This is a genomic window from Candidatus Neomarinimicrobiota bacterium, assembly GCA_016784545.1.
Lineage (GTDB): Bacteria > Fidelibacterota > UBA8477 > UBA8477 > JABMPR01 > JABMPR01.
The window spans coordinates 1-26328 of the sequence record JADHUM010000050.1 but is presented as its reverse complement, the minus strand read 5'-3'; the positions used below and the strand labels follow the sequence as shown (position 1 = coordinate 26328).

The window sequence follows — 26328 nt, the reverse complement described above, 5'->3', positions numbered from 1 at the left end:
GGTAAGTACTTATTGCACAATTACCCGTCTTCTAAGGCTGAAATCAATTACCCCGGCATTTATGCCGGGGGTTAAAAAAGCGTAAATGAAAAGGGGCTTTAGCCCCAACGAAAAGGATCACATATGCGATACAATTCAATACCTCAGCCCGTTTCCAGCCTGTTTCGTGGTCCTCGGGGAAGAACCAGAGCTGTGTTGTCTTCAGTATCCCATGGAGTCGCTGGACTTTTGGCCACTGTCCCTGCACCGAAGAAAAAGACCAGGCCTGTCCGTCCAGCAGCTCCTGTGATTCACTATGAGATCGCCACTAACAGCCGCATGGCCGGTTAGACATATTCGAGTTTGGGAACAGGATTTCCCCCGGAAATTCCGACTTCTATCTCCTATCTCCTGACTCCTGTCTTCTACCTTCAGACTTTCGACTTTAAGACCTTCAACCCAAAATGAAAGATGTTCTACACATAGAAGTTCCATCATTCCCGGCTACAGTGGAGCAGGCGGTTCACAGCAGTTATCGTGATCGACCTGTGGTGGTGGCATCTGGGTCTGGAGGGCGTGCCATTGTGCTATCATCTTCCAAAGAGGCCCGCCAGGAAGGTATCCACAGGGGTATGCTTCTGGGGCAGGCACTCAAACTGGAGCATCGCCTCATTGTCGTGGATTCCAACCCTGAACTGTATCAGCGTGCAATGAACGCCATTACGGGGCAGGTTTCTCGTTATTCACCATATGTTGAGCCCATCCGCTATGGACAGGTTGCCATTGATATGACAGGCACCACACGTTTGCTGGGACGCATCAAGGATAGTGCTTATCGCATTCATAAGGATATCCGTGAATCATTTCGGCTGACTTCAAGTATCGGTATTTCTGTCAACAAGCTGGTTTCATCTGTGGCAGCACGCTACATCCGTCAATATGCTGAGCTCTTTGATGTTTTACCTGGCAACGAACGCACCTTTCTGGATCCCCTGGAACTCAAGATGCTGCCTGGCATTGGTCATAGCACCGATCAGGTACTTCTGGAAGAGTTGAACCTGACCAGTATTGGCATGCTGGCAGCAGTTCCCATCAATAAGTTGATTTTGGTCATTGGCAAAAATGCTCTGACCTTGCATCAGAAGGCTCTGGGTATTGATCTGAGCCCTGTAATGCCCCCGGAACAGCGTCTGGAGATAAAAGAGGAGTATACCTTCAGTGAGGATAGCAACGATGATCAATTGATTATGGGGGTTGTCTATTATCTCATCGAGAGTGGCTGCACCCGTTTGCGTCAGAAGAACAAGAAGGTCAACAGCTTTCGTATCTTTTGCCGCTATTCCGACAGCAAAATTGCAACTCGCACCGTTCGTCTGCCTGAAGCAACCAACAAAGAATACCTCATGTTTTATTATACCCAGAAAATTTTTGAGCAACTCTTTGAGCGACGCACTCGGGTTCGCTATCTGTCCATCGGTTTTGAGAATCTCATACAGGCTGCTCAACAGATCAGCCTTTTTTCAAAGGTGATTGACCCTGACGCTGCCAAACATGGCGATTTACACCAGGCCATGGACAAGTTGCGTGCGAGACATGGGTACCCTGTCATACGGTTTGGACTCACAGAGCCCGTTGTGCTGGGCACTGGAAACGATATCATACACAGCCCAGTCAGGGCATAGGGGTGGCAACATTCAAGGGACTGGACGTTTTCCAGCGTGCAATACTTATGGCCAAATACATCTATACCATTACCTCACAATTCCCGGATAAGGAACGTATGGGTATGACCGCCCAACTTCAACGAGCCGCTGTGAGTATCCCGGCTATTCTGGCTGAGGGAACCTCTAGACGCACAACCAAGGACCGTCAGCACGCCGTAGATGTTGCCCTGGGGGCTCTGAACGAGATTTATGCCCAGCTGCTGGTTGCCAAGGAACTCAAGTACCTGCAGGAGGCCGAGGTAAAACGCTTTGAGCGTGGCTACGATGCTTTGCGGCCAAAATTGATTGCCTACCAAAGATCCATCCAGCCACATCCTGATAGCGGACTCCAATGACTGGGAGCAGGGAATGATGCAATTACCAGATAGAAAGACAATCCGTTTACATGGATGGGACTATCGCAAAAACGCGGCATATTTTGTGACGATCTGCACATCTGGTCGGAAACATTGTTTTGGTGAAATCACAAATGACATCATGCATTTATCTGAAATTGGGATGATTGCGCAGGATTATTGGCAGAAAATCCCGCAACATTTTCAACATACCAGTTTGGGTGCATATACGATTATGCCTGATCATATTCATGGGATTATAATCATTGATAAACCCAGGGACATAGATGAAACGGGTGAAATGGATCATGTGGATATCGGTGATGGTAATGATTGTAGGGATGTTGCATGCAACATCCCTACTACAAACAAACCATCAAAAACCATTGTACCTGCGCACATGTCATCCATTTCACCCAAACCCGGTTCATTGTCGACAATTATTCGTTCATACAAATCCGCCGTCACCAAAAACGCCCACCAGATAGATCCTGAGTTTGCATGGCAATCACGTTTTTATGACCATGTCATTAGAAATCCTGATGCCCACGACAGAATCAAACAATACATCCACAATCACTTGGAATTCAAAATTCCCCATTAGCATGATCCCCCTCGAAGTCCACAGCCATTACTCCTTGCTCAGGGGAACCCTTTCTCCAAAACATCTGTGCGATTTCATGATCAAGAAGGGCTATACCCAATTTGCCATCGCTGATACCAACAATCTCTATGGCATGATCTTCCTCTATCAGACAACTTTGGAGCGTGGCCTGGATATGATTGTTGGGGCAACATTGGATGATGCCCGGAAGCGCAAGGCTGTTCTGCTGGTTAAAGACACCACAGGTTATTCCAATCTTTGTCGTCTGATCAGCCAACGTCATGCTGGAGAAAGTTTCGATTTACTCAAAAGTCTCACAGGACGGTTGGAGGGATTGGTCATGCTGACCCAGAATCGTGATTTACTGGAGGCTTACCAGTCCAAAGACGTATATGTCTCCCTGCAGTCAGGCAGTTACAGCTTATACCATTGGGCTCGTGAGAAAGGCTTCCCATCTGTGGCCAATATTCCCGCATACATGGGCTCACCCAAGGGACACCAGCTCCATCGCATCATGCGCGCCATCAATCTGAATACCAAATTGTCACGCCTGCCTGAAGAAGAACTGATTCCCATTGATTATTATCTCCATAGTCGCGCAGAAACACTTGATGTCCTGCCCTTTGCTGAAGAGGCTCTGGATCGTACCATGGAAATTGCTGCGAAATGTCAGTGGCGACCACCCCTGGACAACTTCATCTTTCCTGACTCCAATGATAACAGGGATTATCAGGAATTAAAAAATCGTGTCTATCTGGGTGCCCAGGAGCGTTATGGCAACATGACCGATCGTATTCGCGACCGCATTGAGCATGAGCTAAAGACAGTCAAAGAGAAGCGCTTTTCCAATTACTTCCTCATTGTTCAGGATATCGTCAAACAATCACCTATCACATGCGGGCGGGGGAGTGCGGCTGCCAGTATTGTTGCCTATACCTTGAAAATCACCCATGTCGATCCCATCCGCCACAATCTCTTCTTTGAACGCTTCTTGTCTCCTGGGCGCAAGGATCCACCAGATATTGATGTGGACTTCCCCTGGGATACCCGTGACGAAATTCTCCAGTACACCTTTGACACCTATGGTGACTCCCATTCAGCCATGATCTGCAATCATGTGACCTTCAAGGCGCGAGCTGCTATACGCGAGGTTGCCAAGGTCTATGGCTTGACCGAGAGTGAGATAGGGATTGTAACCAAACGTCTGTCCCATCTCTGGTATGTCAGTGATCCATTTGAGGAGCTGGCCAAGAATCCCTTGCTCAGCGATCTTGACCTCAAGGATCCCTGGCCGGAGATAATCCGCAATGGCTTCTATCTTGCTGGATTTCCCAGACACCTGAGCGTGCATCCCGGGGGGGTTGTCCTGACACCCCAGGAAATCCGTAACTATGTACCTATCCAACGCGCACCTAAGGGCGTTCAGATCATTCAGTGGGAGAAAGATCAGGCAGAGGACTTTGGGCTGGTCAAGATTGATCTCCTTGGAAATCGTTCTCTGGCCGTAATACGGGATATTCTGGCCGATGTCCATGAACACTATGGTGTGGACATCCCATATTGGAAACTGAATCCCCTGGAGGATCTGCGGACCCAGGAACTTATCCGTACTGCCCGCACTATGGGCTGCTTCTATGTAGAGTCTCCCGCTACTCGACAGCTGCTGAGTAAGATGCAAACCGGTGATTATGAAAACCTGATCATTGCCTCCAGTATTATCCGGCCAGCAGCCAATAAATGGATCAGAGAATTCGTCCGCCGACTCCATGGTGGTGATTACGATCCGCTTCACCCCTTACTTGATGAAACCCTCAAAGAGACCTATGGCATAATGGTTTACCAGGAAGATGTAACCCGGGTTGCCATGCGTCTTGCCGGTTTTGATGCCGATGAAGGCAACGAGTTGCGTAAGGTCATGTCCAAGAAGCACAAAGAGGCCAAGCTCCGTGATTATTGCGAGAAATTTGTCAGGGGTGCCCGCAAAAATGGGGTAGAGGACAGTGTTATCGAGACCCTTTGGGAAATGATCATGTCCTTTTCAGGCTATTCCTTTTGTAAACCCCATTCTGCCTCATATGCTTTGGTTTCGTTTAAATCCGCCTATCTCAAAGCCCACTATCCTGCAGAGTTTATTGCCTCAGTCATGACCAATCTGGGTGGCTACTATTCCACTTTCGGGTATTACTCTGAGGCACGTCGCCTCGGCCTGAAAGTCTTGCTCCCCAGTATTAACAACTCAGAGATTCGACATACTGGCCTGAATGACTGGGTGCAGATAGGCTTCATGCAACTGAAGGGGATTAAAAGGAGTGCACTGGAGTACATTGTTGCTGAACGGGAATCAAATGGCCGCTTCCTCTCATTTGAGACTTTCCTGAGGCGTATGCCTGAGTTGGATCAGTCTGATGTCCGCATTCTCATCAAAGCAGGCTCTTTTGACGGTGTAGAGGGCATAGAAGCGCGTCCCGGACTCATGTGGCAGCTATATCAGGCCAGAGCCAACCAACAGAGACGGGATAAACCAATATCTCTGCTGGATCTGAATGAGCGGGACAGTTACTATATCCCAGATACAGGGGCATATTCTGAAAAAACGATGCTCATTCATGAAGCTGATGTATTGGGATTTCTAATTTCTCGTCATCCATTGAGTCTGTATGCAAAATTGTTGCAGCATCTGTCCTACGTGCGTGCCTGTGACCTCAGGAAGTATGTGGGGAAGGAGATACCAGTTATTGGCTGGCTAATTACCGGGAAAGTTGTCCATACCAAAAACGATGAGCCCATGGAGTTTATCAGCTTTGAAGACACGACGGCCATTTACGAAACCGTGTTCTTTCCACAAGTTTACCGGAAGTTTTGCCGCATGCTCAGCAACGCACGCCCCTATCTTTTACGTGGTTTAGTGGAAGAAGATTATGGAGCTATCTCACTGACAGTCAGACATATAGAGTTCCTTGATAAAGTTAAATTATCACCTCAAATCGGTCGTCCTCAGACTAAAACACTATCAGAGGGGAGCCAAAAAGCCTTATCACCACCCAACCCTTAAACCCATGGAACCCAAAAACTCTTAACTCCATCAACTCATGAACTCACAAACTCATAAACTCATAAACTCTGAAACTCCTCTACGCCATCCACAACTGCCTATCCAAAGTACGGTACTGAATTGCTTCAGATATATGCTCTGATTGAATCTCGGAACTCTCCAATAGATCGGCAATCGTCCGGGAGACCTTAAGGATACGGTCATAGGCCCGGGCACTTAATCCAAGGTTAGTGATAGCTGACTTTAATAAGCCAGCTGAGTCCTTGTTAATCTGACAAATACTTCGAATCATTTTAGGCGGCATGTCTGCATTGGAATGAATATGCGGTTCATCTGAAAAACGCTTGATTTGAGTATCTCTGGCGTGCTGGACACGTTGTCTGACCTGAGATGAGGACTCACCATCTTGTTTGCTCGATAGTTCTTCAAAAGGGATGGCTGGTACCTCTATATGCAGATCAATTCGATCCAGGAGTGGTCCGGAAATTTTAGCCATGTATTTTTGAATACCAACACTGCTACAGGTGCATTCATGGCGAGGATCACTACTATATCCACAGGGGCAGGGATTCATGGCACTTAAAAGAATGAAGTTTGCAGGGTAGGTGAGACTCATACTTGCACGACTAATAGTTACCTCAGTATTTTCAAGGGGCTGGCGCAATACCTCCAGCACATTTTTCTGAAACTCTGGCAATTCATCCAGGAAAAGCACACCATGGTGGGCGAGAGAAACCTCTCCGGGACGCGGGATTCGACCGCCACCAACCAGGGCGGCATCTGAAATCGTATGATGGGGAGATCGAAAAGGTCTTGTAGCCACCAACCCTTCAGTCTTGACCATTCCTGCTATGGAATGGATTTTGGTGGTCTCCAGAGCTTCATCCAGTGTCATTTGAGGAAGAATGGTTGGAAACCGTTTTGCCAGCATGGTTTTACCAGAACCTGGAGGACCTATCATAAGCACATTATGACCACCGGATGCGGCTACTTCCAAAGCACGCTTCACATGGGCTTGTCCTCTGACATCAGCCAGATCAACGTTGTAGTTCTGAGCTTCTGAGAATAAATGCTCAGCATTTACTTCAAGTGGGTCTATAATTGTCTCACCATTTAGAAACCGAATAGCTTCCAGAAGCGTATTGACCGGGATAACATCAATGTTTCCTGTGACAGCCGCTTCACGGGCGTTTTGAGCAGGTAGAATGAGTCCTTTCAGCTCATGTTCATGTACACCCACGGCTGAGGGCAGGGCACCCTTTACACTGCGCAAAGTACCATCCAGTGATAGTTCTCCCATGAGCACATAATCTTCCAGGTCTTCATGCATGACGATTCCCAGAGCAGCCAGGATTCCGATGGCGATGGGTAGATCAAAGGCTGAGCCCTCTTTTTTGATATCAGCTGGAGCAAGATTGATGGTGTATGCCTTGGGCGGGAACCTGAAACCACTATTTTTAATGGCAGAAATTACCCTGTCTTTACTCTCTCGAACCGCTAATTCAGGTAAACCCACGGTTGAATATCGAAAAGCGTGACCTTCAACATTCACCTCGACCTCAACCAGGTAGGGGTCAATCCCAATTAATGAACTACTTAATACGCGTGCCAGCATGACTAACTCCTTTTTGAAGAAACACCAATATGAAGGCCAGAATGACCTTCTTGATAATGAACCTATTTTGGGTGGAGCAGGGGAGAACGTCCCTGGTTAGCTGGACATATTCTCTAGATTAGAAATTGAAACAGGACTTTACATACAGTTTTGATCAAAGGCCTGTTCAATAATGAGTTTATTCATGTATTTCCAGCGCCCACTATTGGACTGAGCGTTTGAAAATTTAAGATTGAAAGATGACATGCTTTCAAAGCCATGTTTTCTGGCCAGAGTTTCAAGTTTAACAGGGTCTTGCAGGGTTTCTGGTTGATTCTTGTTAAGACATTCTGTCTCAACAGCCAGCGCAACTATTCGGAGCTCTTCATCAGTGAGAACAAAAGCAGTAGATGGTGATGCACTTAGTGGCTTATATGCCATGGGAGGATCAATTTCTATGGCAGAATCAACGCTTTTTCTAGCTTCTGAAGCAGCAATTTTGCGCTCAATGGCCTTTTGCTCAAGAACCTCGTCCTTAGGAAGTCGTGATTCTGGTGCGGTTGTCTTGCCCCAGAATAATTCCAGAACCGATTTATCATCAGATTTAATCTTTTGATGAGCATATTTTATGGCATTTATAAACGGTGTCGATTTGTTCGAATCGATTTCAAAATAGAGATCAATCCAGCCTATGAATTCATCCATGGCTGCATCACCATTGTCTTCCATGATCAATAAATTTTGCCAGATAAGGAATAAATTATCAATTTCTTCATTAAAGTGATGTGTATTTCGAGGAGAAGTGGCTATGGTCTCGTTTACAAGCTTTCGAATTTCATAGGCGCTGGAAATATATGCAAAAAGAAAGGTCTGCTTCTCCTGTGGGGTCAGAGCTGACCAATAGATACTCTGTGCAAATGCCACATGTTCTTCAGCAGTATCAAGGTTTCTGGATTCTTGAGCAAACGAGGGCTGGAACAGAGTCATTGTGAAAACAGCGATGCAAAAAAGAGTGTTCCTCATAGAATTTCCTACTGGTTTATTAAAAGTACCCTAAATCTAAGCTCAGATTCAAATACAAGTACAAAAAAATAAATGATGGGGCTGATTTAAGGGTCGACCCAGTACCCTTCACTTTTTATCAAATCGATCAATGAATCTACAGCCTCAATTTGTGGGACATGGGGTCGAACCACCATCTGCCCACGATACAGGGATACTTTGCCTGGTCCAGTACCTACATAACCAAAATCGGCATCGGCCATTTCACCAGGTCCATTAACAATACATCCCATTATCCCAATCTTAACACCTTTTAAGTGACTGGTTCGATGTCTGATTTGAGCGGTGACCTCCTCCAGATCAAATAGAGTGCGACCACAAGATGGACAAGCAATATACTCTGTTTTGGTCATGCGACTTCGGCTCGCTTGCAGAATACCAAATGAAAGCTCATTTAAACCTTTTACATGGGGGTTGTTTGATCTCAACCAAACCCCATCAGCCAACCCATCGTTGAGGATAGCCCCAAATTCAGCAGAGGTGGAGAGCAGAAATTCCTCACGAACCTCGTCATTGAGTTTATTAAGGAGAATGACGGGTTGTCTGTTCCCCTGATTCGTTAACTCTAGAATGAATCTTCGTAAATCGGCCATTTGATGCTCATTATTTGAACTGAGAAGCCAGATGATGCTGGGGTCTATTGGTAAATCACTGATGGATTCATGGGTGTCAACCTGGACAAAATTGACCACATTATGTTGAGACAATGCTGTGGAATAGGATTCAAGAGTGAAGCGGGGATATTTATTGTCCCTTGATGGCAAACTAGTCCAAGTCTCTGAATCATAGAGACATAAGCAATTGTCTGAAAGTTTGATATCTATATCATTTTGACCGAAATAGAGAATATCTGCGCCCTGATCTCCAGCTACCCAGCTCTTGCTCACCAACTCAAAGTGGTAGCCTGCTTCCTTCAGGTGATTGTCAGGGCTGCCGTCTATCTGTGACAGGTCAGCAATGACAACTGGTACTTGATCGCCACCCACAGTCGAGAGGGGGATTGTCTCGCGTCGCCGGTATTCAAACATATTGATGGGAAGATTGCCAAGCGGTTCTATGTCCTGGTGTTGAGCAATATGTTCGATTGATTTGACGATGGAAATGGCCACTGGAATTTCTGCTTCAGGCGCTTCTGTGAGAGAAACTCTGATGGTATCACCAAGACCATCCCGAAGCAGCGAGCCGATCCCCAGTGATGATTTGATCCTGGCATCGTCGCCGTCACCGGCCTCAGTTACACCCAGATGCAGGGGATAATTGAAGCCCTCCCGATTCATCTGGTCCACCAGCAGGCGGTATGCTTGAATCATGATGCGGGTGTTGCTGGCCTTCATGGATATGACCAGGTCATGAAATTGGTTGTTGGCACATATTCGCACAAACTCCATGGCCGATTCAACCATCCCTTTCGGAGTGTCACCATAGTGACTAAGGATTCTGTCTGAAAGCGATCCGTGGTTAGACCCTATGCGCATCGCAGTTCCCTCTTCCCGACACAATTTCACAAGGGGTGTGAATCTTTCTTTGATGCGATCCAATTCCGCCTGATACTCATTCTGATTGTATTCCAGCACCTGAAATCTTTTACGATCCACATAATTTCCTGGATTCACCCGCACCTTCTCCACCAGTTTGGCTGCCTCCTCAGCAGCTCTGGGAACAAAATGAATATCTGCAATGAGGGGAACCGTGTATCCGCGCTTTTTTAGTTCGGCTTTGATGACACCCAGGTTGTGGGCTTCTTTTACGCTGGGAGCCGTAATTCTCACGTAATCGCAGCCTGCTTCCACCAACCGGATGGTTTGCGCAACCGTGCCTTCAGTATCCATTGTATCTGTGTTGGTCATTGATTGAACACGGATGGGATGATTTCCACCCATGGGGATATCACCAATGTGGACCACACGACTTTGATACCGATGATATCGGGTTAGGGAAACAAGTGACTCTGAAAAATGGGTGTTCATGTATATGAATTATCCTTGATTATTATGTTCAATTCTAATCAATCTAAAGAGGAGCATGGGTGAAACCAATCGTAATACCGGATTTGATGATCTGATTTAGGAAGTATGAATAACAATAATCCCTGAAGTTGTGCCTTGTTCAGAGCGGGCACTCAATTTATTTTCATCGTCTTATAAAGGAGTAACTAAATAATATGCCACGCAGCAACGTATATAGTAAACGCCGACAAAAATTATTAAATCTCATGGGTGGGGGTATTGCTATCCTCAGGGGAGCACCTGAACAAATTAGAACCAATGACACTGAATACCCCTACAGGCAAGATTCCGATTTCTTCTATCTCACCGGTTATACCGAACCAGGCGCTGCCTGTATCATCAATCCCAATAATAAGGATAAACCATTTACCTTATTTGTACTTCCCCAGGATCCCAAAAAGGAAGTCTGGACAGGTTGGAGACTGAGTTTTGAAGATACTGTTGATCAATATGGAGCTGATCAGGCTCAGGATATAGCAGAATTTGAGACAGCTGCACTAGAAGCAATGAAGACTGCTGCAAAAGTATACACAAACTTAAACCACGATAAAGTCCACCAGTATAAGATGTTGGATCTGGTTGGACAGGTACGCAAACAAGTTCAGCGTACAGGTGGGGGTCCAGAAGGCCTCGAATCCGTGGGTTCGCTTACTCACGGCATGAGACTAATCAAGGACGAACATGAGTTAAATCTGATGCAAAAAGCAGCTGATATCTCTGCAGCCGCCCATTCAAAAGCCATGCAGGCATGCTCACCTGGCATGTATGAATATCAACTCCAGGCGGTTCTGGAAAGTCATTTTGTTCATGAAGGCAGTACAGGACCTGCCTATTCCTCAATTGTTGGGGCTGGAGATAATGCTACTGTATTGCATTACATAAAAAATCGTGATCAAATCGTCGATGGTGATATGATACTTATTGATGCTGCGGCTGAATACGATATGTATGCTGCTGACATAACCAGAACATTTCCCGCCAATGGCAAGTTCTCTGAGGCTCAAAGTGCCATCTATCAAGTCGTGCTCACTGCACAGAAGGCAGTTATTGAAGCTTCCAAACCTGGTGTCACTTTTCAGGAGCTCCATGACATGGATTTGCGGCTCCTGGTCGAGGGAATGATTGCCATCGGACTCCTGAACGGTACAGTAGATGAGGTCATTGAAAACCAAAGTTATGAGGAATATTTCATGCATAAGACCGGACATTGGCTGGGGCTTGATGTGCATGACATGGGAAACTATATGGCAGATGGTGAATCTATTGTGCTGAAGCCTGGCATGGTGTTTACTGTAGAGCCCGGGATTTATGTGAATTCAAAATCCAAGGCACCCGAGAAATTTAGAGGTATTGGGATACGTATTGAGGATGACATCCTTATCACTGAGACTGGGAACAAAAATCTCACAGCGGCAGTTCCCAAAGAGATCGCTGACATTGAAGCGTTAATGAGTAGAGATTGAGTCAGGAATAAAAATGAAATTACTTCTTAAACAAAGTGGATTGATTCTACTGCTTATAGTCCTGGTTACCGTGGGCTGTAAAAGTGAGACCAAGAATCCAAATTATAACCCCAATGAGTTTACGCTCATGGTTGCAGCCAGCAATGATGGGGAAGTAGGACCCTGCGGCTGACGATCCAATCCACTTGGCGGTCTTGCCAGGAAGCATACGATTATAAAAGGATTAATAGAAACAGAGGCAACCTACTTTGTTGATGCCGGTGATGCGTTATTCAAATATCCCTACATTGCTGGGGATCAAGTTGAACACTTAAAAGAAGTGGCCACGGCTATCATAGCAGCCTACAATGTGATGGAATGTCGGGTCATGAATGTGGGTACAAATGATCTTGCCGCCGGTCTTGATTTCATACTTGAAATGGAACAGAAGGCGAATTTTCCCTTCATTTCAGCCAATACAAAAGATGCAAATACTGACAAATTCCTTTTTGAACCCTATACAATTATTAAAACACATGACCAGACCCTGGGTTTTGTCGGTATCACCAAGGGTGATAATAGAGTAAAAGAATTTGCTTTTTCAGATCCCATTGAGGCTGCTCAAAAATCAATTGATGAAATTAAGGACAAGGTTGATCTGGTTATTTTAATGGCTAATGTGGATGAAAAATTGGAAAAAGCTTTGACTGCTGAGGTTGAAGGTATCGATTTTCTTATCCGCTCTAAATCTGGATCCCTTCAGCGAAATCCACGACAGCAGGATGGGACGACCATCATTCGTATTGGTAAACAAGGGAAGTATGCCGGTATTTTGCGGATAAGAAATGTTGACAATGTGAGTCAAATGAAAAATGTGAGCTCACAGTATACACGCATTAAGTTTGCAGATAATCGGCTTAAAGCCATGACCAAAGGTCTTGAAGAGGGGGTCACGCTTGAAGAACATTTCGCCGATGATGAAAACAGACTCAAACTCATTTCTCGACTGCGCAATGAGCGGGAAACAAATGTAGAACTCATCAAGAAGTTGAAAAATAGCTACTACCTTGAACCCATTGCTCTAAACGAAAAAATAGAAGATACCCCTGAGGTTGCTGAGATTGTAAAGGATTATATGCCTGAAGAGAAAGAGCAGGTTAAAAAGGTCAAGGTCAAAGAACAGTAGTGAGCATTATAAATCGGATATAAAAAAAAGAGGCTGAATAAATCAGCCTCTTTTTTTTGAGCGAGAGACCGGACTCGAACCGGCGACAACCACGTTGGCAACGTGGAGCTCTACCAACTGAGCTACTCTCGCATAGCTGTCTGCCATCAGAGACGGCCTAAAAGCGGCGTGAATATAAATCTCGCCAATGGCGGGGCAAACAATTTTTCCCTTTAAATATTACCTCTTGGGTAGACAAATCATCAATATGATCAATTTGGACAATAATATCTCCCTGAGCTATATCATATTGATATATTTTTAGATCATATGATGATTTATCCTTCTAAAAGAATGTATTAATAAAAATTTCTTAAGTATTTAATATACAGTATCTTAGGAACTATTGGAGGGAAGTGGCATATGGTTTGAGATAGATGAGACCATGATTTATAACGGAACACATTCAAAGGGGAGAGAATCATGAACAAAACTAAACTAACATTAATTGCACTCGTTCTTTTACTTGGCGCAACACAAGTGATGGCCAATCGGAAATTGGATAGGAATTGTTGCCAACCTATGCCAGTAGGTGGACTTGAAACCTTGAGCCGAAATACTGTATATCCAGCTTTTGCTCTTAAGGTAAAAAATGGTGCGGATGTCATATTAAATTTCCATGTGGATAAGAATGGCAATGTTTCGAACATCCAGGTTGCCAAAAGTGGTGGTGACATGTTTGACGAATCAGCAATTAAGGCAGTGATGAATACGCAATGGACACCAGCAATGCAAAACGGACATCCCGTAGCATTGACTTTTGCATTACCATTTGAGTATCGCTCCAAATAGTTGAATTCAACATAGTTTATTGACAGATTTATGGGTATAGATAAAATAGGCGGGCTGCTGGCTTGCCTGTTTTGTTTAAAGCGGCTTTATATTTATCTCCACATTAACCATATTGTATTTTAGCGTTTTCAAAGCATCCAGGGCGGCATCTATATCCAGACTGAATGTTTCCTCGCTGCCATAGTTGAGCAGATGGGCAACCGAGAGGTTATAGGCTTTTGAAATTTTAGACAGGGTCGAGAAGGTAGGATCGGCCAAACCTCTTTCAAGCTTGCTGATATAGCTTTTATCCAGACCAGCACTTGCAGCGAGATCTTTTTGTAGAATCTGGTGTGATTCCCTCACCAACCTTAATTGTTTTCCAATATCCATGTCTAATTCTCCCCATTTTGAATGGTACTGACACACTTTATCGCTGACCTTGGAAGTATGGCAAAATATAATTGAACCTGGACCATATATTAATGTTTTTCGATAATTTAATGCTTGGGTGGGGAAAAGGATTAAATTGGTGACAATGGGAAACTTAGAAATTGGAGATACTCACAGTCTCCGCCAGCAAATGGTGTCGGATCAGCTTCTGAGAAGAGGGATACAACAACCTGCTATTTTGGATGCTTTTCAAGAAATACCCAGGCATCTCTTTGTTCCACATAGTTCTCCCCGGGAAGCTTATGCTGATCAACCACTTCCCATAAAATCAGGACAGACTATAAGCCAGCCATATATTGTGGCACTTATGCTGAGTTACCTCGACATACGACCAATTCATCATGTCCTTGAAATCGGAAGTGGCAGTGGGTACGCCACCGCAGTACTCTCAAAATTATGTCATCACGTCACCGGGATTGAAGTTTATGGAGAATTGCTGGACGAATCTATGAGCATAATAAATCAGCTTGAACTATCCAATATTGATCTCAAGCACGCTAGCGCCTGGGAACATTTCGAGGAGAAAATGGTTTATGATCGTATCATTCTCTGGGCTAGTCCCCCCAGGATTCCAGAGCATATATTCCATAGTCTGAAAGAAGGGGGCATCTTGGTCGCTCCTGAGGGAAAATCAGATCAATATGTGTGGATTTGTACCAAGAAAGATGGCCATATTATAAAAAAGAGAAAAGATCCCGTAAGATTTGTGCCCTTAGTGCAAGGGTCGGTAAAGGAAATTGATAGAAACATTCAAAAGAAACGAGGAAAAGATGGATAGACTATACAAATCCAATAAAGATAAAGTCTTTGAAGGAGTCTGTGGAGGTATTGGAGAATATTTCAATATAGATCCGGTTATCATCCGCCTGATGTGGGTGGTTCTGGTAGTATTTGGGGGTACTGGGATCGTAGCCTATATCATCGCTATGTTAATTATACCCAAACATCCAGAATTGGGAACTGAAGAAGTAACTCCTGAATCAGAGATTACTCCTGAGACTTATTCGAACAGGTTTTGGGGAATCATTATGATGGCTGCTGGAATCCTGTTACTGTTTGGTATTGTTGGACCCATCGCAGGTGTGTTTGCTGGCATAGCCATGGCTATGGGTCATGTTCTATGGCCAGTTTTGATTATTGGTCTAGGTCTATATCTGTATTTTAACCATGCTGATGAAACCAAATCTTCGCTGGATGGAATATTCCCGCCTGGCAAAAAGCTCTATAAATCTCGCTCAGATAGAAAAATCTCCGGGGTGTGTGGGGGAATCGGTCAATACCTTGATTTTGACTCTAATATTATACGCATTTTATGGGCGGTAGCCACCTTGGGGTCCTTCGGCCTGGGTGTTCTGGCTTATGCAGCACTGGCCATTTTTCTAAGTGAATCAGATTAATCGGTACTCCCGACATCCACACACTGATTCTTTAAAACCGGGATATAATATGTTTCGTTTTCGATCTGTGATCCTTCGTACACTCTTGACTTTTATCCTGATAATTGGTGCCCATGCACAACATGTATACCAAAAGGGGACTTTTGTTAGTTTTCCCGCAGGGAAGCACGTGAACCACAGTTTTTACAGCACATGGAATATATATTTCGCAGTTGAAGACGGTGTAATCGTATACAATCACCACAAAGGTGACTGGCTGGATCCCATCACTGCCAGTAATGGGTTGAGCCAATATCCCGTTTTACGGGTATGGCAGAATGCAGGTACACAAGATGTCTGGATGGTGACACCGGATTTTGTCTTTGTCTATGATGAGCTCGCTGATTGGATGTCCAAAATCCCCTTGCCTGCTGATCCCAAATTTTCAGGAACTTATGAAATTGGGATTTCCCATGCCTATGTCATCGTGTCAGCCTCCTCTCAGGAAAGTGTTGGCAAATATTCTACATTATTTTCAAAAACCGCTGGAACCTTTGAAAAGTGGGGAGCGAATACGGATTTAGATATAGACTGGGAGGCTGTGGAGTGGATTCACTCGGTGTCAGACGGACTCATGGATATCTATGAATCCCTCCCGGTACAAAAAGTGAGGGATGGTTCGTTTGATTCAGAAGGTAAACTACATCTCGATGGTCATCCCAGAAATTCCCTCGGTGTGGTTTCATCCCTTACCAGAGAGAGAGATGCAGGTGAATCATTTTTAAGCACATATGGCATGGGGATTTTTCATCAAGATATTCATGGTGGTGAATTCACAAGTTTACCCTATGGGTTATTATCACCAGATGTCATGGCACTCGATATTTATGAAGAAAAACTAGTCATCGGTGGTAGGGCAGGATTGACATATATGGATAGCACCACTTTTCAATATGATGAGGCTATTCGAGACATCGCCTGGGATTACTCATTTATCTCCGATATCGATGTTAGGGCTGAGGATTTGCTTATTGCTGCAAAGGGTGGAGTTTTTCGGCAAGGCCAGACCCAGGGTAGCTGGGAGAGGGTTCTTACAAAAAAAGATCTGACAAGTGATCGAATATACTCAGTGGCTATTGGGCAGGGCGGCAATATTATGTTGGCCACAGAGCGCAATGCCTATCTTTATCATGAATCTGGGTCGATTTTGCAGACCTTATTCCCCACAGGACTAAACTGGCCTGTATTCGATATAAATTACAAAGCTGGACGTTTTTATCTTTCAACATATTATGGGCTGTATATTTATGATGAAGCCTCACTTCAGTTTAATTCTAAGGTAAACTCATCAGGTGAAATCCTGCCAATTTCTGAGGATGCTGCTAGCGATCCAATCTATGAAAGTGTAATAGTTGGGGATATGCTCTGGGCCAGCACACATAGGGGTTTACTGAAGGTGAATCTGCTTTCAAAAGCAGGCGGATTCCATCTATCACCCAACACGCCCTTTAAACCAAGAGGGCTAGCCGCCGCAGGGAAAAGTATCTGGATTGGTACAGATATTGGATTATATAGTTTTAACTCCAAATCGTCGTCGTGGCGACATTACACGGTTAACGATGGACTGATTAGTAGTTTTATCACTGATTTGATCATGAAAGATGGCTATATTTGGGCTGGAACCAACTTAGGATTAACGAGGATAAAGTGGAAAAATCTATATTGAAAATATCATTATATACCCTGTTAACAGTATCTCTGTTTGTGGGTTGTGCTGAACAGACTGTGAATCAGGAAAACGATTTGACCCTGCCTGATTTTTCCTTCATCGGACTGTCTGAGCCACTTGCCGATAAAGAAAACATCAAGGTCTCAGTCCATGTAAAAATTCCCTATACAGAACTTCAATTTGTTCGAGCCGGTGATCACTATCTTGCAAGGTATGAAGTTGCTGTCAATCTTGCAGATAAAGATAAAGAGCGAATAGTTGGAGCAATATGGAGTGATTCATTGCTCCTGTCAGAGTATAAGGATACCAGAAATAATTCAAACACAATCACATCGGTTAAGTCGTTTACAGTACCAGCTTCTCAACTCACAATAAACGTTCGTGTTACCGATCTTTATACCAAGAAATCCTCAATTCTGAGTGATGGAGTGGATCAGTCAAAAATGTATGCTGGTGCATTGTCACTGGGCAATATCATCATCATGGACACAGGATCCGAAGGCAACTCCAAGCTGCTCATGAATGAATCCTTTTATGAGATAATTGATACACTCAGCTTTAAGGTTCGTCTCCTTGGTGACAATCATCCTTTCAAGATCAAGTATGAATTAAAGGTGAAGGATGAAACCAAAGTGAATAAAACGGTTTTAATTGATCATATCGGATCAATCGACTCTGTCCTCAGTTTTACAGTGCCTCTCACTGATATGCATTATTCCAACTATACACTTTTCTTTGCCGCTGAAGATGTGCAGGGAAACAGAGTGATAACGAAAACAAATTTCAGAGTTAGAATCAGAGGTGTCAATTTTGAGGTGGAGGATATGGACCAAGCTGTTAAACAGCTTACGTATCTTGCAAGTGATCGCCAGATCAAAGAAATGATGATCGGCTCAGAGCTTGAAAAAACTGAGAAATTCAAAGCTTTTTGGGCTGCACTAGATCCCACTCCCGGGACTGTGGAAAATGAGCTAATGGAAGAATACTATAGACGTGTAGCCTTCTCCATGGAAGCTTTCACTGTTGTACAGGAAGGCTGGAAAACGGATCGAGGCATGATTTATATTCTATTTGGACCTCCTGATGAAATTCAACGGGGACCATTTGAGATTGATAGGAAGCCATATCAAGTGTGGGAATATTATCTCATCGGGAAGCAATTTGTTTTCAGAGACGAAACTGGATTTGGAGACTTCAGATTAGATCACAACTATCTGGACCAGGGAGATTGGCGATTCCGATATTAGTATCGTCTGGCTCTCTTTTATTTTAATAAAAGTCCTGCTTTAGCTCCTTCGTTCTAACCCCTTAAAATAAAGCACTGATACGCCAATTAATGGGTGCTATTGGCTCAAAAATTTATAGATTTTGCATCGCCCTAAAAAAAGTGTTTTTCGGGCAACAGATAAAGTATTGTTTTCAAAGACCTGAGAGCACTTTTCAGGCACGAGAGGGCAGATGGCTACAAAATTTTCAAATTTCCGCAACTGGATGGGTGTAGACATCGCAGTTGACCTTGGTACAGCAAATACACTGATCTACGTTCGTGGTCAGGGAATCGTTTTAAACGAACCGTCTATTGTTGCAAAATCTAAATCTTCCGGCAAAGTCATAGCAGTAGGGAATGAAGCCAAGCGTATGGTTGGCAAAGTTCATCAGGAGATTGAAACCATCCGCCCATTGCGGGATGGTGTTATTGCTGACTTTGAGATGGCTGATAGCATGCTCCAGGGTTTCCTGAACAAGCTACCCATCTCAAAATTGGCACGTCCTCGCATGATCATCTGCGTTCCTTCAGGTATCACTGAAGTTGAAAAAAGAGCAGTCAAAGAATCTGCAGAACGCCGCAATGCCCGCGAAGTATTTCTCATTGAAGAACCTGTGGCTGCTGCCATTGGTATCGGAATTGATATCAGCGAACCTGTTGGCAACATGATTGTGGATATTGGTGGCGGAACAACCGAGATCGCTATTATTGCTCTAAACGGCATTGTGACCAAAGAATCACTCAGGGTAGCCGGTGATGAGATGGACGAAGCCATTATTCAACACTTCAAACGCGATCACAATCTGCTCATCGGAGAAAGAACGGCTGAAAGCATAAAAATGAATGTTGGTTCTGCACTACAGGGTACCGATTACAAGCTCTCGGTTAAAGGCCGTAACATGATTGCTGGAATACCAAAAACCATCGAGGTTTCATCCTCTGAAATCAGAGACGCGCTTCGAGATACCATTGATCTCATTGTGGATGCAGTCAAAATGTGCCTCGAGCGCACACCACCAGAACTGAGTTCGGATCTATTGGACCGAGGTATCATTCTCACAGGCGGTGGAGCCCTGCTCCAGGGCTTTGACAAAAGAATGCGTCTGGAAGTAGATCTTCCCGTAAACGTTGCAGAATATCCCCTGCTTTCCATTGTTCAGGGCACTGGCAAAGTCTTGGATAGTATTGAACGCTACGAGGATGTTCTTTATTGAGTCATTTACCCGCTTTATAGGTTAAATCTTGGCAACACAAGCACCTTCGATTTCTCGATATAAACCTCTGGTAAACCTCATAGCAGCAATAGCTCTATCTCTTCTAATAATAGCATCCAGCGGTACAGCAGCCATGAGTCGCACACGCGGTCTTGTTCTAGAGGCATCTGCCTATCTGTATGTGCCTATTCAATGGGTTAAAACCATTTTTACAATTGAAAAGGACTACCGCGAACTTCAACAGCGTCACATCAAAGCTCAGATCGACCTGAACAAATCCAGAACCCTTCTGAAGGAAAATCAACGGCTCCGGAGTATGCTGGGATTCAAGGGGGATAGGAAATTTAATGTTATTCCAGCCAATGTGCTATCCGATGTGGGGAGCCATACCATGAACAGCCTAACCGTTGATCAAGGTTCTGAGGACGGAGTTACACTGCTTTCTGGTGTTGTGGATGCCCAGGCACAATTAGTGGGAAAGGTTGTGGCAATATCAGCAAACACCGCCCTTGTTCAATTGGTGAGTGATAAAAATTTCCGCGTGTCGGTTCGGGAAATGCGTTCCAGGGATGTGGGTATCCTTAGCTATTCCTTGAAAACTGGCTATGTGATTCAAGATGTGCCTAAAAATGCTGAAGTAATTGCCGGCGACTCTGTCGTAACCTCAGGTTTCAGTGATATCTTTCCAGAGCATATTTTTGTTGGCTGGGTGTCAACAATTTCACCTGTTGTGGAAGATTATGTAAAATCCGTTCGTGTTGATCTGGCCGCCGACTTTAATCGTATTGAAGAAGTATTTATCCTGAAATAATATGTTTGGTATCATTAAAAATAGTATCCTGGGTCTGCTTGTACTCATATTTCAATGGATGTTGGGTGATATATTCAGCCTTTATGGCTTAACCCCAAGTTTCCTGGTCATCTTTATCATCTACATTGGATTAACCAACAGTCAACTGCATGCCATATGGCTGGGATTCTTTTTAGGGTTCATCATCGATGCCCTGGCTAGCACCGACATGATGGGCATTACAGCTCTGGCGCTTTCTACAGTGGGATATCTATCTGGAATCTTTCATGGCAGAATTGTCAGAATACCAGTCATGGTTCAGTATCTTCTCTATACTGGCTTCCTGCTTGTCTTTTTTCTTCTTACTGTCATGATCTCTCTCCAGGACTCACAGTTTTCTACTGGGAATATTGTCTTTCTGGTGCTTCTTCCCAAGACACTCTATACACTAGCTCTACTGAGCGGGAGCTTTATCGTTCTAAAAGTCGGAGCAGAATAATGCTCCAGGGCAGGAACATCGTAGAGGGCTGGAGATCACTTCTTGTCCACGGTCTTCTAGCACTCCTTTTTATTATACTTATCGGTCGTTATTACTACTTGATGATCGTATTTCACGAAAAATACGCTGAGAAGGCAACTGCAAATCACATTCGTGCTGTTCCCGTTTTAGCATCCCGGGGAGTGATATATGATAGAGAAGGAAACCTCATTGTAGACAATGCCCCAAGCTATACAATCTCTGTAATACCCATTGAAGTAAAGGATAAACCTGAATCGCTGGAACGTCTATCAAGCGTTATGGGTGTATCTGTTGAAGAGATTAATCGTCGTATTGTAAAAAATCGGCGTGGCTCTTTTGCTCCAGCCAAAGTCTTTAGCAGGGTGCCTTTTGAGAAGATATCCCACTTGCAGGAGCATCGACTCGAGCTTATTGGTGTGACTTACAGCATTGAGCCCATCCGAAATTACGTCTCTGGTTTAGACTTGTCGCATGCCCTGGGGTATACACGGGAGATTAACAGGGATGATTTGAATCGCTTCAAAAAGGATTCTGACTACCAGCCTGGAGATCAGGTGGGGTGGAAGGGTATGGAAAAATTTTATGAATCAGAATTACATGGTCGCAGGGGATTTAGATATATAGAAGTAAATGCACTTGGTCAGGAAATTGGTGAAGTACCAGACCGTGCACCTATCAATCCAATTCCGGGTCATGATCTCATATTGAGCATCGATTCCTACATCCAGGCGGCCGTAGAAAAAGCTCTGGCCGATTCCTCTGGGTCAGTGGTCATGCTAAACCATAAAACAGGTGAGATTCTCGCCTATGCCAGTCGCCCTGGCTACGATCTTGAGATGCTCTCAGGAAGAATTTCCTCAAAAGATTGGGATGCCTTAATGCAGGATCCTCGCAAACCGTTGTATGACAGAGGGATACAGGGCCTTTATCCAGCGGGCTCCACTCTCAAACCTCTGGCAGCTCTCTATTCACTGGAAAACCATTCCAATGCAAAAGAGAGAACCTATGTTTGTCATGGGTCATATCGCCTGGGAAATCGTTCCTTTGGATGTTGGAAAAAAGGAGGACATGGCAAAATGAACCTGCATGATGCCATCCAACAATCCTGCAATGTATATTTTTACAATCTGATACAAGATATTGGAATTGAAGACTGGGCCCTTATTGCCCGTGAATTTGGATTTGGACAGCGTGCCAAAATTGATATCCCAGGTGAAAATAAAGGTCTTGTTCCAGATACAAAATATATGAATCGTAAATACGGTGTGAATAACTGGACCAGGGGAAACCTGTTGAATATCGTTGTCGGACAAGGTGATGTTCTGGTCACCCCCTTGCAACTGGCCCAATTCGCTGGAATGCTTGCCCAAAGAGGCACTCAATTCCAACCCCATTTTGTAAATAAGATCGTGTCAAAAAATGGAACTTTGATTAAAGAGATTAATTCACCCTCAAAAAACAGGGTCAGTGCTTCAAAAGATTCCTGGGATTTTGTTCAGCAGGCCATGTGGGATGTGGTAAACGGAAAAAAAGGAACTGCCAAAGCCGCACGCCAAAAAGATTGGGATATCTATGGCAAAACTGGAACGGCCCAGAATCCTCATGGTGAAGATCATGCCTGGTTTATTGGCTTTAGTCTGGATGAGCGCTATCCATATTCCTGGGCAGTTCTCTTAGAAAACGGTGGTGGTGGTGGTGGAAAAGCTGCGCCACTTATTGGTAAGGTTTTAAGAACCATTGCGAAAAGACCCTCATGAATATCAGAAGCTATGTCCTCCTAAGATTTAAAGAACTTGAGTGGAGCACACTCATATTAGTCATTCTCCTTTCAGCAAGTGGATTACTGGCCATCTATAGTATTGAGGTACAGCATGAATCCGGTGCTGAATACTTTTTTCGACAAAGCATATGGACAGTTGTTGGATTAGGTTTATTTCTAACGGCCTTCTTCTTACCGCGAAAGTTGATTCATAATTTGACCTATCCTGCTTATGGGGTTGGAATTGTCCTTCTACTTATTCCGATCATGACAAAAAGTGGCAATGAGGTCAGCAGATGGATCACTCTTGGTAATATTGGATTCCAACCATCTGAGTTCATGAAAATATTGCTCCTATTGGCGCTTGCTAAATACTTTGCCGATCATAAAAGGAGACTCTCAACCGTCAAGGAATTGATGACACCCGTAGCCATGGCTTTGGGGCCAACAATTTTAGTCCTGGTCCAACCAGATCTTGGAACCGCGTTGGTGTATTTTGGAATATTGATTGTGATAATATTTTGGGCGGGTATAAAGCCACTCCATTTCTTTCTCCTCCTGGCACCAATCCTTTCCATGTTGGCAGCATTTCAGACATTAACCTTTTTCCTCTGGATGGGGATTATCATTGTGGTTTTGTACTTCAACCACCTCCCGTTTTGGACAAAAATTCTAAATTTCTTTATCAATGTTGGATTAGGTGGGATAACGAATTTGCTCTGGGCATTGTTAAAACCTTATCAACAACAACGAATTCTATCCATGATTGATTCTGATTCCGATCCACTTGGGGCTGGATATCAGGTATCTCAATCATTAACAGCATTTGGATCAGGCGGCCCCTTTGGAAAAGGACTGGGAGAAGGCACACAAACCCACTTAAAGTTCCTTCCAGAGCAACATACAGATTTTATCATGACCGTGATAGGAGAGGAGTTTGGGTTTGTTGGTGTCCTGGTGGTGATCACACTCTTCTATTTGCTAATTGCTAAACTTATCACCCAGGCCTATAACAGCAAATTTCGGTTTGATAGCGTCATTCTCATTGGAATTGCATCCATTTATACATTTCATGTATTTGTCAATCTGGGGATGATCGTAGGTATCATGCCTGTAACCGGTATCCCCTTGCCCTTCATTAGCTATGGCGGGTCATTTATGGTCACTTCAATGATATTGGCAGGTCTCTCAGTAAATATGTCCTCAGTAAGACGAGCGGTTGGGTAGTGTCTCCAGCCCCCTGAGACCACTACATTTAGCGTTGCGACTACCTGTGGTGAGGTTAAATTGACGCCCGTATGATTTCTTGTCTTAACTCCCAGCAGAAAGTGGCTTAAGCAATGTACAAAAGAACGTTCGCTCTTATTTTGATACTAGCACTAATCATTGGTTGTGGTGGTTCTAAAGAACTGCAGCAGGAACTTAGTGAAGTAAAACAGGATACTCAGGGTACAGATAGCACTCTGGTGGTTCTTGATGCCCGGTTGAAAGAGTTCTCACAAGAAGTCAAAGCCATGCGCGAAACATACAATGAGAACCACATCAGTCTTGAAAATTTATATAAGCTCAATGCTGAGTCTAAACGTTCAATCGATGAACTTACTTCAGAGGTTGATGCAAAATTGGCTAGTGAACGAAGCCGAGTTGATTCTGTTTCTAGTGAATCACGGCAAACAAGTGATGAGCAAATTTCAGGCTTACAAGCTGAACAGGCAGGTATTAGAGAGTCGATTGCCGGATTAGGCACATCAATTCAAAATACTCAATTTCAAGTTGATAGTATTTATGCAATTATGGATCCTGAAAAAATGGCCGTCCTTGAAGAAAATTTACTGAATATCGTAAGTCAATTTTCACTCTTGGATTCCTCTTTCTCCGAATTTCAACTCAATGTTGCCGATCACATGATGAGTTCTGATGATCAATTATCAACCTTAGAATTAAATGCAAAGGTACAGGATAGCTCCAACTATGATATTCTATCCCAGTTGGTATTCCTGGAGAATAAAATAATCTCGCTTACCAATTCGTTTAATGAGCTAATGGCCATGCCATCTACCACACCAAATATTGTCCGAACACCAATGACTCAGACACCAGTACAACAGTCCCCAGCTAGGGCAAAGATGGATTATGAGACGTATAAACAACACTATATCGATGCATTAAGCTCGTATCAAAATGGCGACTTCATGGGTGCCATTGATGCTTTTGAGATGTTGATTAGTAATGATTCGCAGAATGACTATGCTGACAATGCTCAGTATTGGATTGGAGAATCCTATTACGCTTTAGATGAGTACTCAAAGGCTATAGAAGCATTTAGAAAAGTGATGCAATTTAATGATTCCAACAAAGCCGAGGATGCACAATTAAAGATTGGATATTCCTACCTCAATAGCGGCGATAAAGCCCGCGGTTACAATGAATTAGAACGGCTTCTGGATATGTTCCCTGAGAGTTCCTACCGGGAAAAAGTCAAGCAAATCCTCGCCTCCAGATAAATAGGTTATAAAAAAAAGAATTCTATGCCAACAAAAATTTACTATCTCTCCTCAGAAGTAGCTCCTTTTTCTGAGGCAACTGACCTTGCGAAAATTTCAAACAAGGTTCCAACCCATTTTCAAGAAAAAAAGCAGGATTTCAGGATCTTTACCCCACGGTATGGTTTTGTCAGTGAACGTCGATATGTGATTCGTGAAGTGATTCGCCTCAAAGAGATTGAAGTAGAGTATAAAGGTGAAGTTGGATTTGGCGCTGCAAAGTCAGCCTTTGTCCCTTCCACACGTGTTCAAGTCTATTTTATGGAATATCAACCATATTTTGGTGGCAAAAATAAAACATTATACAAAGTGGCTGAAAATCGATACAATCAAAGAAATGCTGAGAAGTATTTCTACTTTTCAAAAATAGCTATCGAGAATCTAACTTATCTCTACTGGCAACCAGATTATATCCTATGTAATGACTGGACCACTGCCATGGTCCCCGTACTGTTTAAAACTGTTTATGCGGAAGAAGAATTCTTCACAGATATGAAGACAGTCTTGAATCTTGTCAATATAGAAGAGATGGGCAAGGTGGGTGCAAAGCAATACGAAATGGCAGGCCTGGAACCAGAAGATTATGCAGGATATGAGGATAATCTCCTGGGGCTGGCTATAAAGCATGCCGACGAGATCATTAGCATATCCATAAATGGTATAAGCAATAAAGATCAAATTGAAAAGAATAGCAAGATTCAGAAAGCCCTAAAGGCCGCTGGGAAAAAAGTGAAGTATTTTACTATTTCTGATGAAAGTGAAGAGGAATGGCAACAGCTCAATTTGGAATTGGAAACATTCTTTGGAGTTGAGAATTAAAACTCTGAATATTGACAGTGTTGACTCTAAACCAACAGAGTTAAGTGTTTGATCGCTTAACTCT

Annotated in this window: 24 protein-coding genes, 1 tRNA gene and 1 pseudogene; 21 read left to right on the top strand and 5 right to left on the bottom strand. The window is 43.9% G+C overall.

All coding sequences use genetic code 11. The features are described 5' to 3' along the window. Positions 1-123: 123 nt before the first annotated feature. From ISR87_11695 to ISR87_11675, 5 genes are all read left to right on the top strand, one after another. Complete coding sequence (locus ISR87_11695) at positions 124-330, top strand: hypothetical protein (GenBank protein MBL7026109.1); 207 nt, start codon at positions 124-126, stop codon at positions 328-330. Positions 331-443: 113 nt separating this feature from the next. Further along, positions 444-1661, top strand: a complete 1218-nt coding sequence (locus ISR87_11690) for a hypothetical protein (protein ID MBL7026108.1) — start codon at positions 444-446, stop codon at positions 1659-1661. Positions 1662-1663: 2 nt separating this feature from the next. Further along, a complete protein-coding gene (locus ISR87_11685; GenBank protein MBL7026107.1) occupies positions 1664-2038 on the top strand; it encodes a four helix bundle protein in 375 nt (124 codons plus the stop codon). A 13-nt stretch (positions 2039-2051) separates the two neighbouring features. Next, a complete protein-coding gene (locus ISR87_11680; GenBank protein MBL7026106.1) occupies positions 2052-2642 on the top strand; it encodes a transposase in 591 nt (196 codons plus the stop codon). Further along, positions 2581-5694 (top strand): DNA polymerase III subunit alpha, encoded by a 3114-nt coding sequence (locus ISR87_11675; protein MBL7026105.1) that lies wholly within the window; start codon positions 2581-2583, stop codon positions 5692-5694. The genes ISR87_11680 and ISR87_11675 overlap by 62 nt, the downstream gene beginning before the upstream one ends. A 79-nt stretch (positions 5695-5773) precedes the next feature. Here ISR87_11675 and ISR87_11670 read toward each other — a convergent pair whose 3' ends face one another. The 3 genes from ISR87_11670 to ispG all read right to left on the bottom strand — a co-directional run bounded on the left by ISR87_11670 (position 5774) and on the right by ispG (position 10317). Then, on the bottom strand, positions 5774-7309 hold the full coding sequence (locus ISR87_11670) for a YifB family Mg chelatase-like AAA ATPase (protein ID MBL7026104.1): 1536 nt from the start codon (positions 7307-7309) through the stop codon (positions 5774-5776). Positions 7310-7447: 138 nt separating this feature from the next. Further along, on the bottom strand, positions 7448-8311 hold the full coding sequence (locus ISR87_11665; protein ID MBL7026103.1) for a hypothetical protein: 864 nt from the start codon (positions 8309-8311) through the stop codon (positions 7448-7450). A gap of 86 nt (positions 8312-8397) precedes the next feature. Continuing rightward, complete coding sequence (gene ispG / locus ISR87_11660) at positions 8398-10317, bottom strand: (E)-4-hydroxy-3-methylbut-2-enyl-diphosphate synthase (GenBank protein ID MBL7026102.1); 1920 nt, start codon at positions 10315-10317, stop codon at positions 8398-8400. Positions 10318-10511: 194 nt separating this feature from the next. Between ispG and ISR87_11655 the strand changes: the two genes are divergently transcribed. From ISR87_11655 to ISR87_11645, 3 genes are all read left to right on the top strand, one after another. Further along, on the top strand, positions 10512-11819 hold the full coding sequence (locus ISR87_11655; protein ID MBL7026101.1) for an aminopeptidase P N-terminal domain-containing protein: 1308 nt from the start codon (positions 10512-10514) through the stop codon (positions 11817-11819). A 13-nt stretch (positions 11820-11832) separates the two neighbouring features. Continuing rightward, positions 11833-11991: a hypothetical protein gene (locus ISR87_11650; GenBank protein MBL7026100.1), complete on the top strand. Its 159-nt coding sequence runs from the start codon at positions 11833-11835 to the stop codon at positions 11989-11991. A 195-nt stretch (positions 11992-12186) separates the two neighbouring features. Next, positions 12187-12984, top strand: coding sequence for a hypothetical protein (locus tag ISR87_11645; GenBank protein MBL7026099.1), 798 nt, complete (start codon positions 12187-12189; stop codon positions 12982-12984). 59 nt (positions 12985-13043) lie between these two features. Here ISR87_11645 and ISR87_11640 read toward each other — a convergent pair. Further along, a tRNA-Gly gene (locus ISR87_11640) sits at positions 13044-13116 on the bottom strand. 330 nt (positions 13117-13446) lie between these two features. On the opposite strand from ISR87_11640, the gene ISR87_11635 reads away from it, so the two are divergent. Further along, entirely contained in the window at positions 13447-13815 is a 369-nt protein-coding gene (locus tag ISR87_11635) for an energy transducer TonB (GenBank protein MBL7026098.1), read from the top strand. Positions 13816-13890: 75 nt separating this feature from the next. Here ISR87_11635 and ISR87_11630 read toward each other — a convergent pair whose 3' ends face one another. Then, complete coding sequence (locus ISR87_11630; GenBank protein ID MBL7026097.1) at positions 13891-14187, bottom strand: helix-turn-helix transcriptional regulator; 297 nt, start codon at positions 14185-14187, stop codon at positions 13891-13893. Positions 14188-14332: 145 nt separating this feature from the next. On the opposite strand from ISR87_11630, the gene ISR87_11625 reads away from it, so the two are divergent. From ISR87_11625 to ISR87_11570, 12 genes and pseudogenes are all read left to right on the top strand, one after another. Then, positions 14333-15025 carry a protein-L-isoaspartate(D-aspartate) O-methyltransferase gene (locus ISR87_11625; GenBank protein MBL7026096.1) on the top strand — a complete coding sequence of 231 codons (693 nt, stop codon included), beginning with the start codon at positions 14333-14335 and terminating at the stop codon, positions 15023-15025. After that, positions 15018-15197, top strand: a pseudogene (locus tag ISR87_11620) (PspC domain-containing protein). Before ISR87_11625 ends, ISR87_11620 begins: the two are co-directional and overlap by 8 nt. Before the next feature lie 156 nt (positions 15198-15353). Next, a complete protein-coding gene (locus ISR87_11615; GenBank protein MBL7026095.1) occupies positions 15354-15644 on the top strand; it encodes a PspC domain-containing protein in 291 nt (96 codons plus the stop codon). A 169-nt stretch (positions 15645-15813) separates the two neighbouring features. Next, the gene (locus ISR87_11610; GenBank protein MBL7026094.1) at positions 15814-17349 is read left to right on the top strand and encodes a hypothetical protein; all 1536 of its coding nucleotides are present in this window, start codon (positions 15814-15816) and stop codon (positions 17347-17349) included. Continuing rightward, positions 17346-18599: a GWxTD domain-containing protein gene (locus ISR87_11605; GenBank protein MBL7026093.1), complete on the top strand. Its 1254-nt coding sequence runs from the start codon at positions 17346-17348 to the stop codon at positions 18597-18599. The genes ISR87_11610 and ISR87_11605 overlap by 4 nt, the downstream gene beginning before the upstream one ends. Before the next feature lie 244 nt (positions 18600-18843). Further along, positions 18844-19833, top strand: a complete 990-nt coding sequence (locus tag ISR87_11600) for a rod shape-determining protein (GenBank protein ID MBL7026092.1) — start codon at positions 18844-18846, stop codon at positions 19831-19833. 28 nt (positions 19834-19861) lie between these two features. After that, a complete protein-coding gene (gene mreC / locus ISR87_11595) occupies positions 19862-20644 on the top strand; it encodes a rod shape-determining protein MreC (protein MBL7026091.1) in 783 nt (260 codons plus the stop codon). 1 nt (position 20645) lies between these two features. After that, complete coding sequence (gene mreD / locus ISR87_11590) at positions 20646-21122, top strand: rod shape-determining protein MreD (GenBank protein MBL7026090.1); 477 nt, start codon at positions 20646-20648, stop codon at positions 21120-21122. Continuing rightward, positions 21122-22900 (top strand): penicillin-binding protein 2, encoded by a 1779-nt coding sequence (gene mrdA, locus ISR87_11585; protein MBL7026089.1) that lies wholly within the window; start codon positions 21122-21124, stop codon positions 22898-22900. The genes mreD and mrdA overlap by 1 nt, the downstream gene beginning before the upstream one ends. Beyond that, complete coding sequence (gene rodA, locus ISR87_11580) at positions 22897-24129, top strand: rod shape-determining protein RodA (protein MBL7026088.1); 1233 nt, start codon at positions 22897-22899, stop codon at positions 24127-24129. Before mrdA ends, rodA begins: the two co-directional genes overlap by 4 nt. A gap of 113 nt (positions 24130-24242) precedes the next feature. Continuing rightward, positions 24243-25406 (top strand): tetratricopeptide repeat protein, encoded by a 1164-nt coding sequence (locus tag ISR87_11575; GenBank protein MBL7026087.1) that lies wholly within the window; start codon positions 24243-24245, stop codon positions 25404-25406. Positions 25407-25430: 24 nt separating this feature from the next. Continuing rightward, positions 25431-26264 (top strand): glycogen/starch synthase, encoded by an 834-nt coding sequence (locus ISR87_11570; GenBank protein MBL7026086.1) that lies wholly within the window; start codon positions 25431-25433, stop codon positions 26262-26264. Positions 26265-26328 lie beyond the last annotated feature (64 nt).

What these genes read in the sequence shown, in the direction of transcription:
- ISR87_11670 (MBL7026104.1), bottom strand. Translation starts at nt 7,309, where the DNA reads ATGCTGGCACGCGTATTAAGTAGTTCATTAATTGGGATTGACCCCTAC.
- ISR87_11695 (MBL7026109.1), top strand. Translation starts at nt 124, where the DNA reads ATGCGATACAATTCAATACCTCAGCCCGTTTCCAGCCTGTTTCGTGGT.
- ISR87_11625 (MBL7026096.1), top strand. Translation starts at nt 14,333, where the DNA reads ATGGGAAACTTAGAAATTGGAGATACTCACAGTCTCCGCCAGCAAATG.
- ISR87_11630 (MBL7026097.1), bottom strand. Translation starts at nt 14,187, where the DNA reads ATGGATATTGGAAAACAATTAAGGTTGGTGAGGGAATCACACCAGATT.
- ISR87_11615 (MBL7026095.1), top strand. Translation starts at nt 15,354, where the DNA reads ATGGGTCATGTTCTATGGCCAGTTTTGATTATTGGTCTAGGTCTATAT.
- ISR87_11690 (MBL7026108.1), top strand. Translation starts at nt 444, where the DNA reads ATGAAAGATGTTCTACACATAGAAGTTCCATCATTCCCGGCTACAGTG.
- ISR87_11655 (MBL7026101.1), top strand. Translation starts at nt 10,512, where the DNA reads ATGCCACGCAGCAACGTATATAGTAAACGCCGACAAAAATTATTAAAT.
- ISR87_11570 (MBL7026086.1), top strand. Translation starts at nt 25,431, where the DNA reads ATGCCAACAAAAATTTACTATCTCTCCTCAGAAGTAGCTCCTTTTTCT.
- ISR87_11680 (MBL7026106.1), top strand. Translation starts at nt 2,052, where the DNA reads ATGATGCAATTACCAGATAGAAAGACAATCCGTTTACATGGATGGGAC.
- ISR87_11645 (MBL7026099.1), top strand. Translation starts at nt 12,187, where the DNA reads ATGAATGTGGGTACAAATGATCTTGCCGCCGGTCTTGATTTCATACTT.
- ISR87_11635 (MBL7026098.1), top strand. Translation starts at nt 13,447, where the DNA reads ATGAACAAAACTAAACTAACATTAATTGCACTCGTTCTTTTACTTGGC.
- ISR87_11600 (MBL7026092.1), top strand. Translation starts at nt 18,844, where the DNA reads ATGGGTGTAGACATCGCAGTTGACCTTGGTACAGCAAATACACTGATC.
- ISR87_11665 (MBL7026103.1), bottom strand. Translation starts at nt 8,311, where the DNA reads ATGAGGAACACTCTTTTTTGCATCGCTGTTTTCACAATGACTCTGTTC.
- mrdA (MBL7026089.1), top strand. Translation starts at nt 21,122, where the DNA reads ATGCTCCAGGGCAGGAACATCGTAGAGGGCTGGAGATCACTTCTTGTC.
- rodA (MBL7026088.1), top strand. Translation starts at nt 22,897, where the DNA reads ATGAATATCAGAAGCTATGTCCTCCTAAGATTTAAAGAACTTGAGTGG.
- ISR87_11650 (MBL7026100.1), top strand. Translation starts at nt 11,833, where the DNA reads ATGAAATTACTTCTTAAACAAAGTGGATTGATTCTACTGCTTATAGTC.
- ispG (MBL7026102.1), bottom strand. Translation starts at nt 10,317, where the DNA reads ATGAACACCCATTTTTCAGAGTCACTTGTTTCCCTAACCCGATATCAT.
- ISR87_11575 (MBL7026087.1), top strand. Translation starts at nt 24,243, where the DNA reads ATGTACAAAAGAACGTTCGCTCTTATTTTGATACTAGCACTAATCATT.
- ISR87_11675 (MBL7026105.1), top strand. Translation starts at nt 2,581, where the DNA reads ATGCCCACGACAGAATCAAACAATACATCCACAATCACTTGGAATTCA.
- mreD (MBL7026090.1), top strand. Translation starts at nt 20,646, where the DNA reads ATGTTTGGTATCATTAAAAATAGTATCCTGGGTCTGCTTGTACTCATA.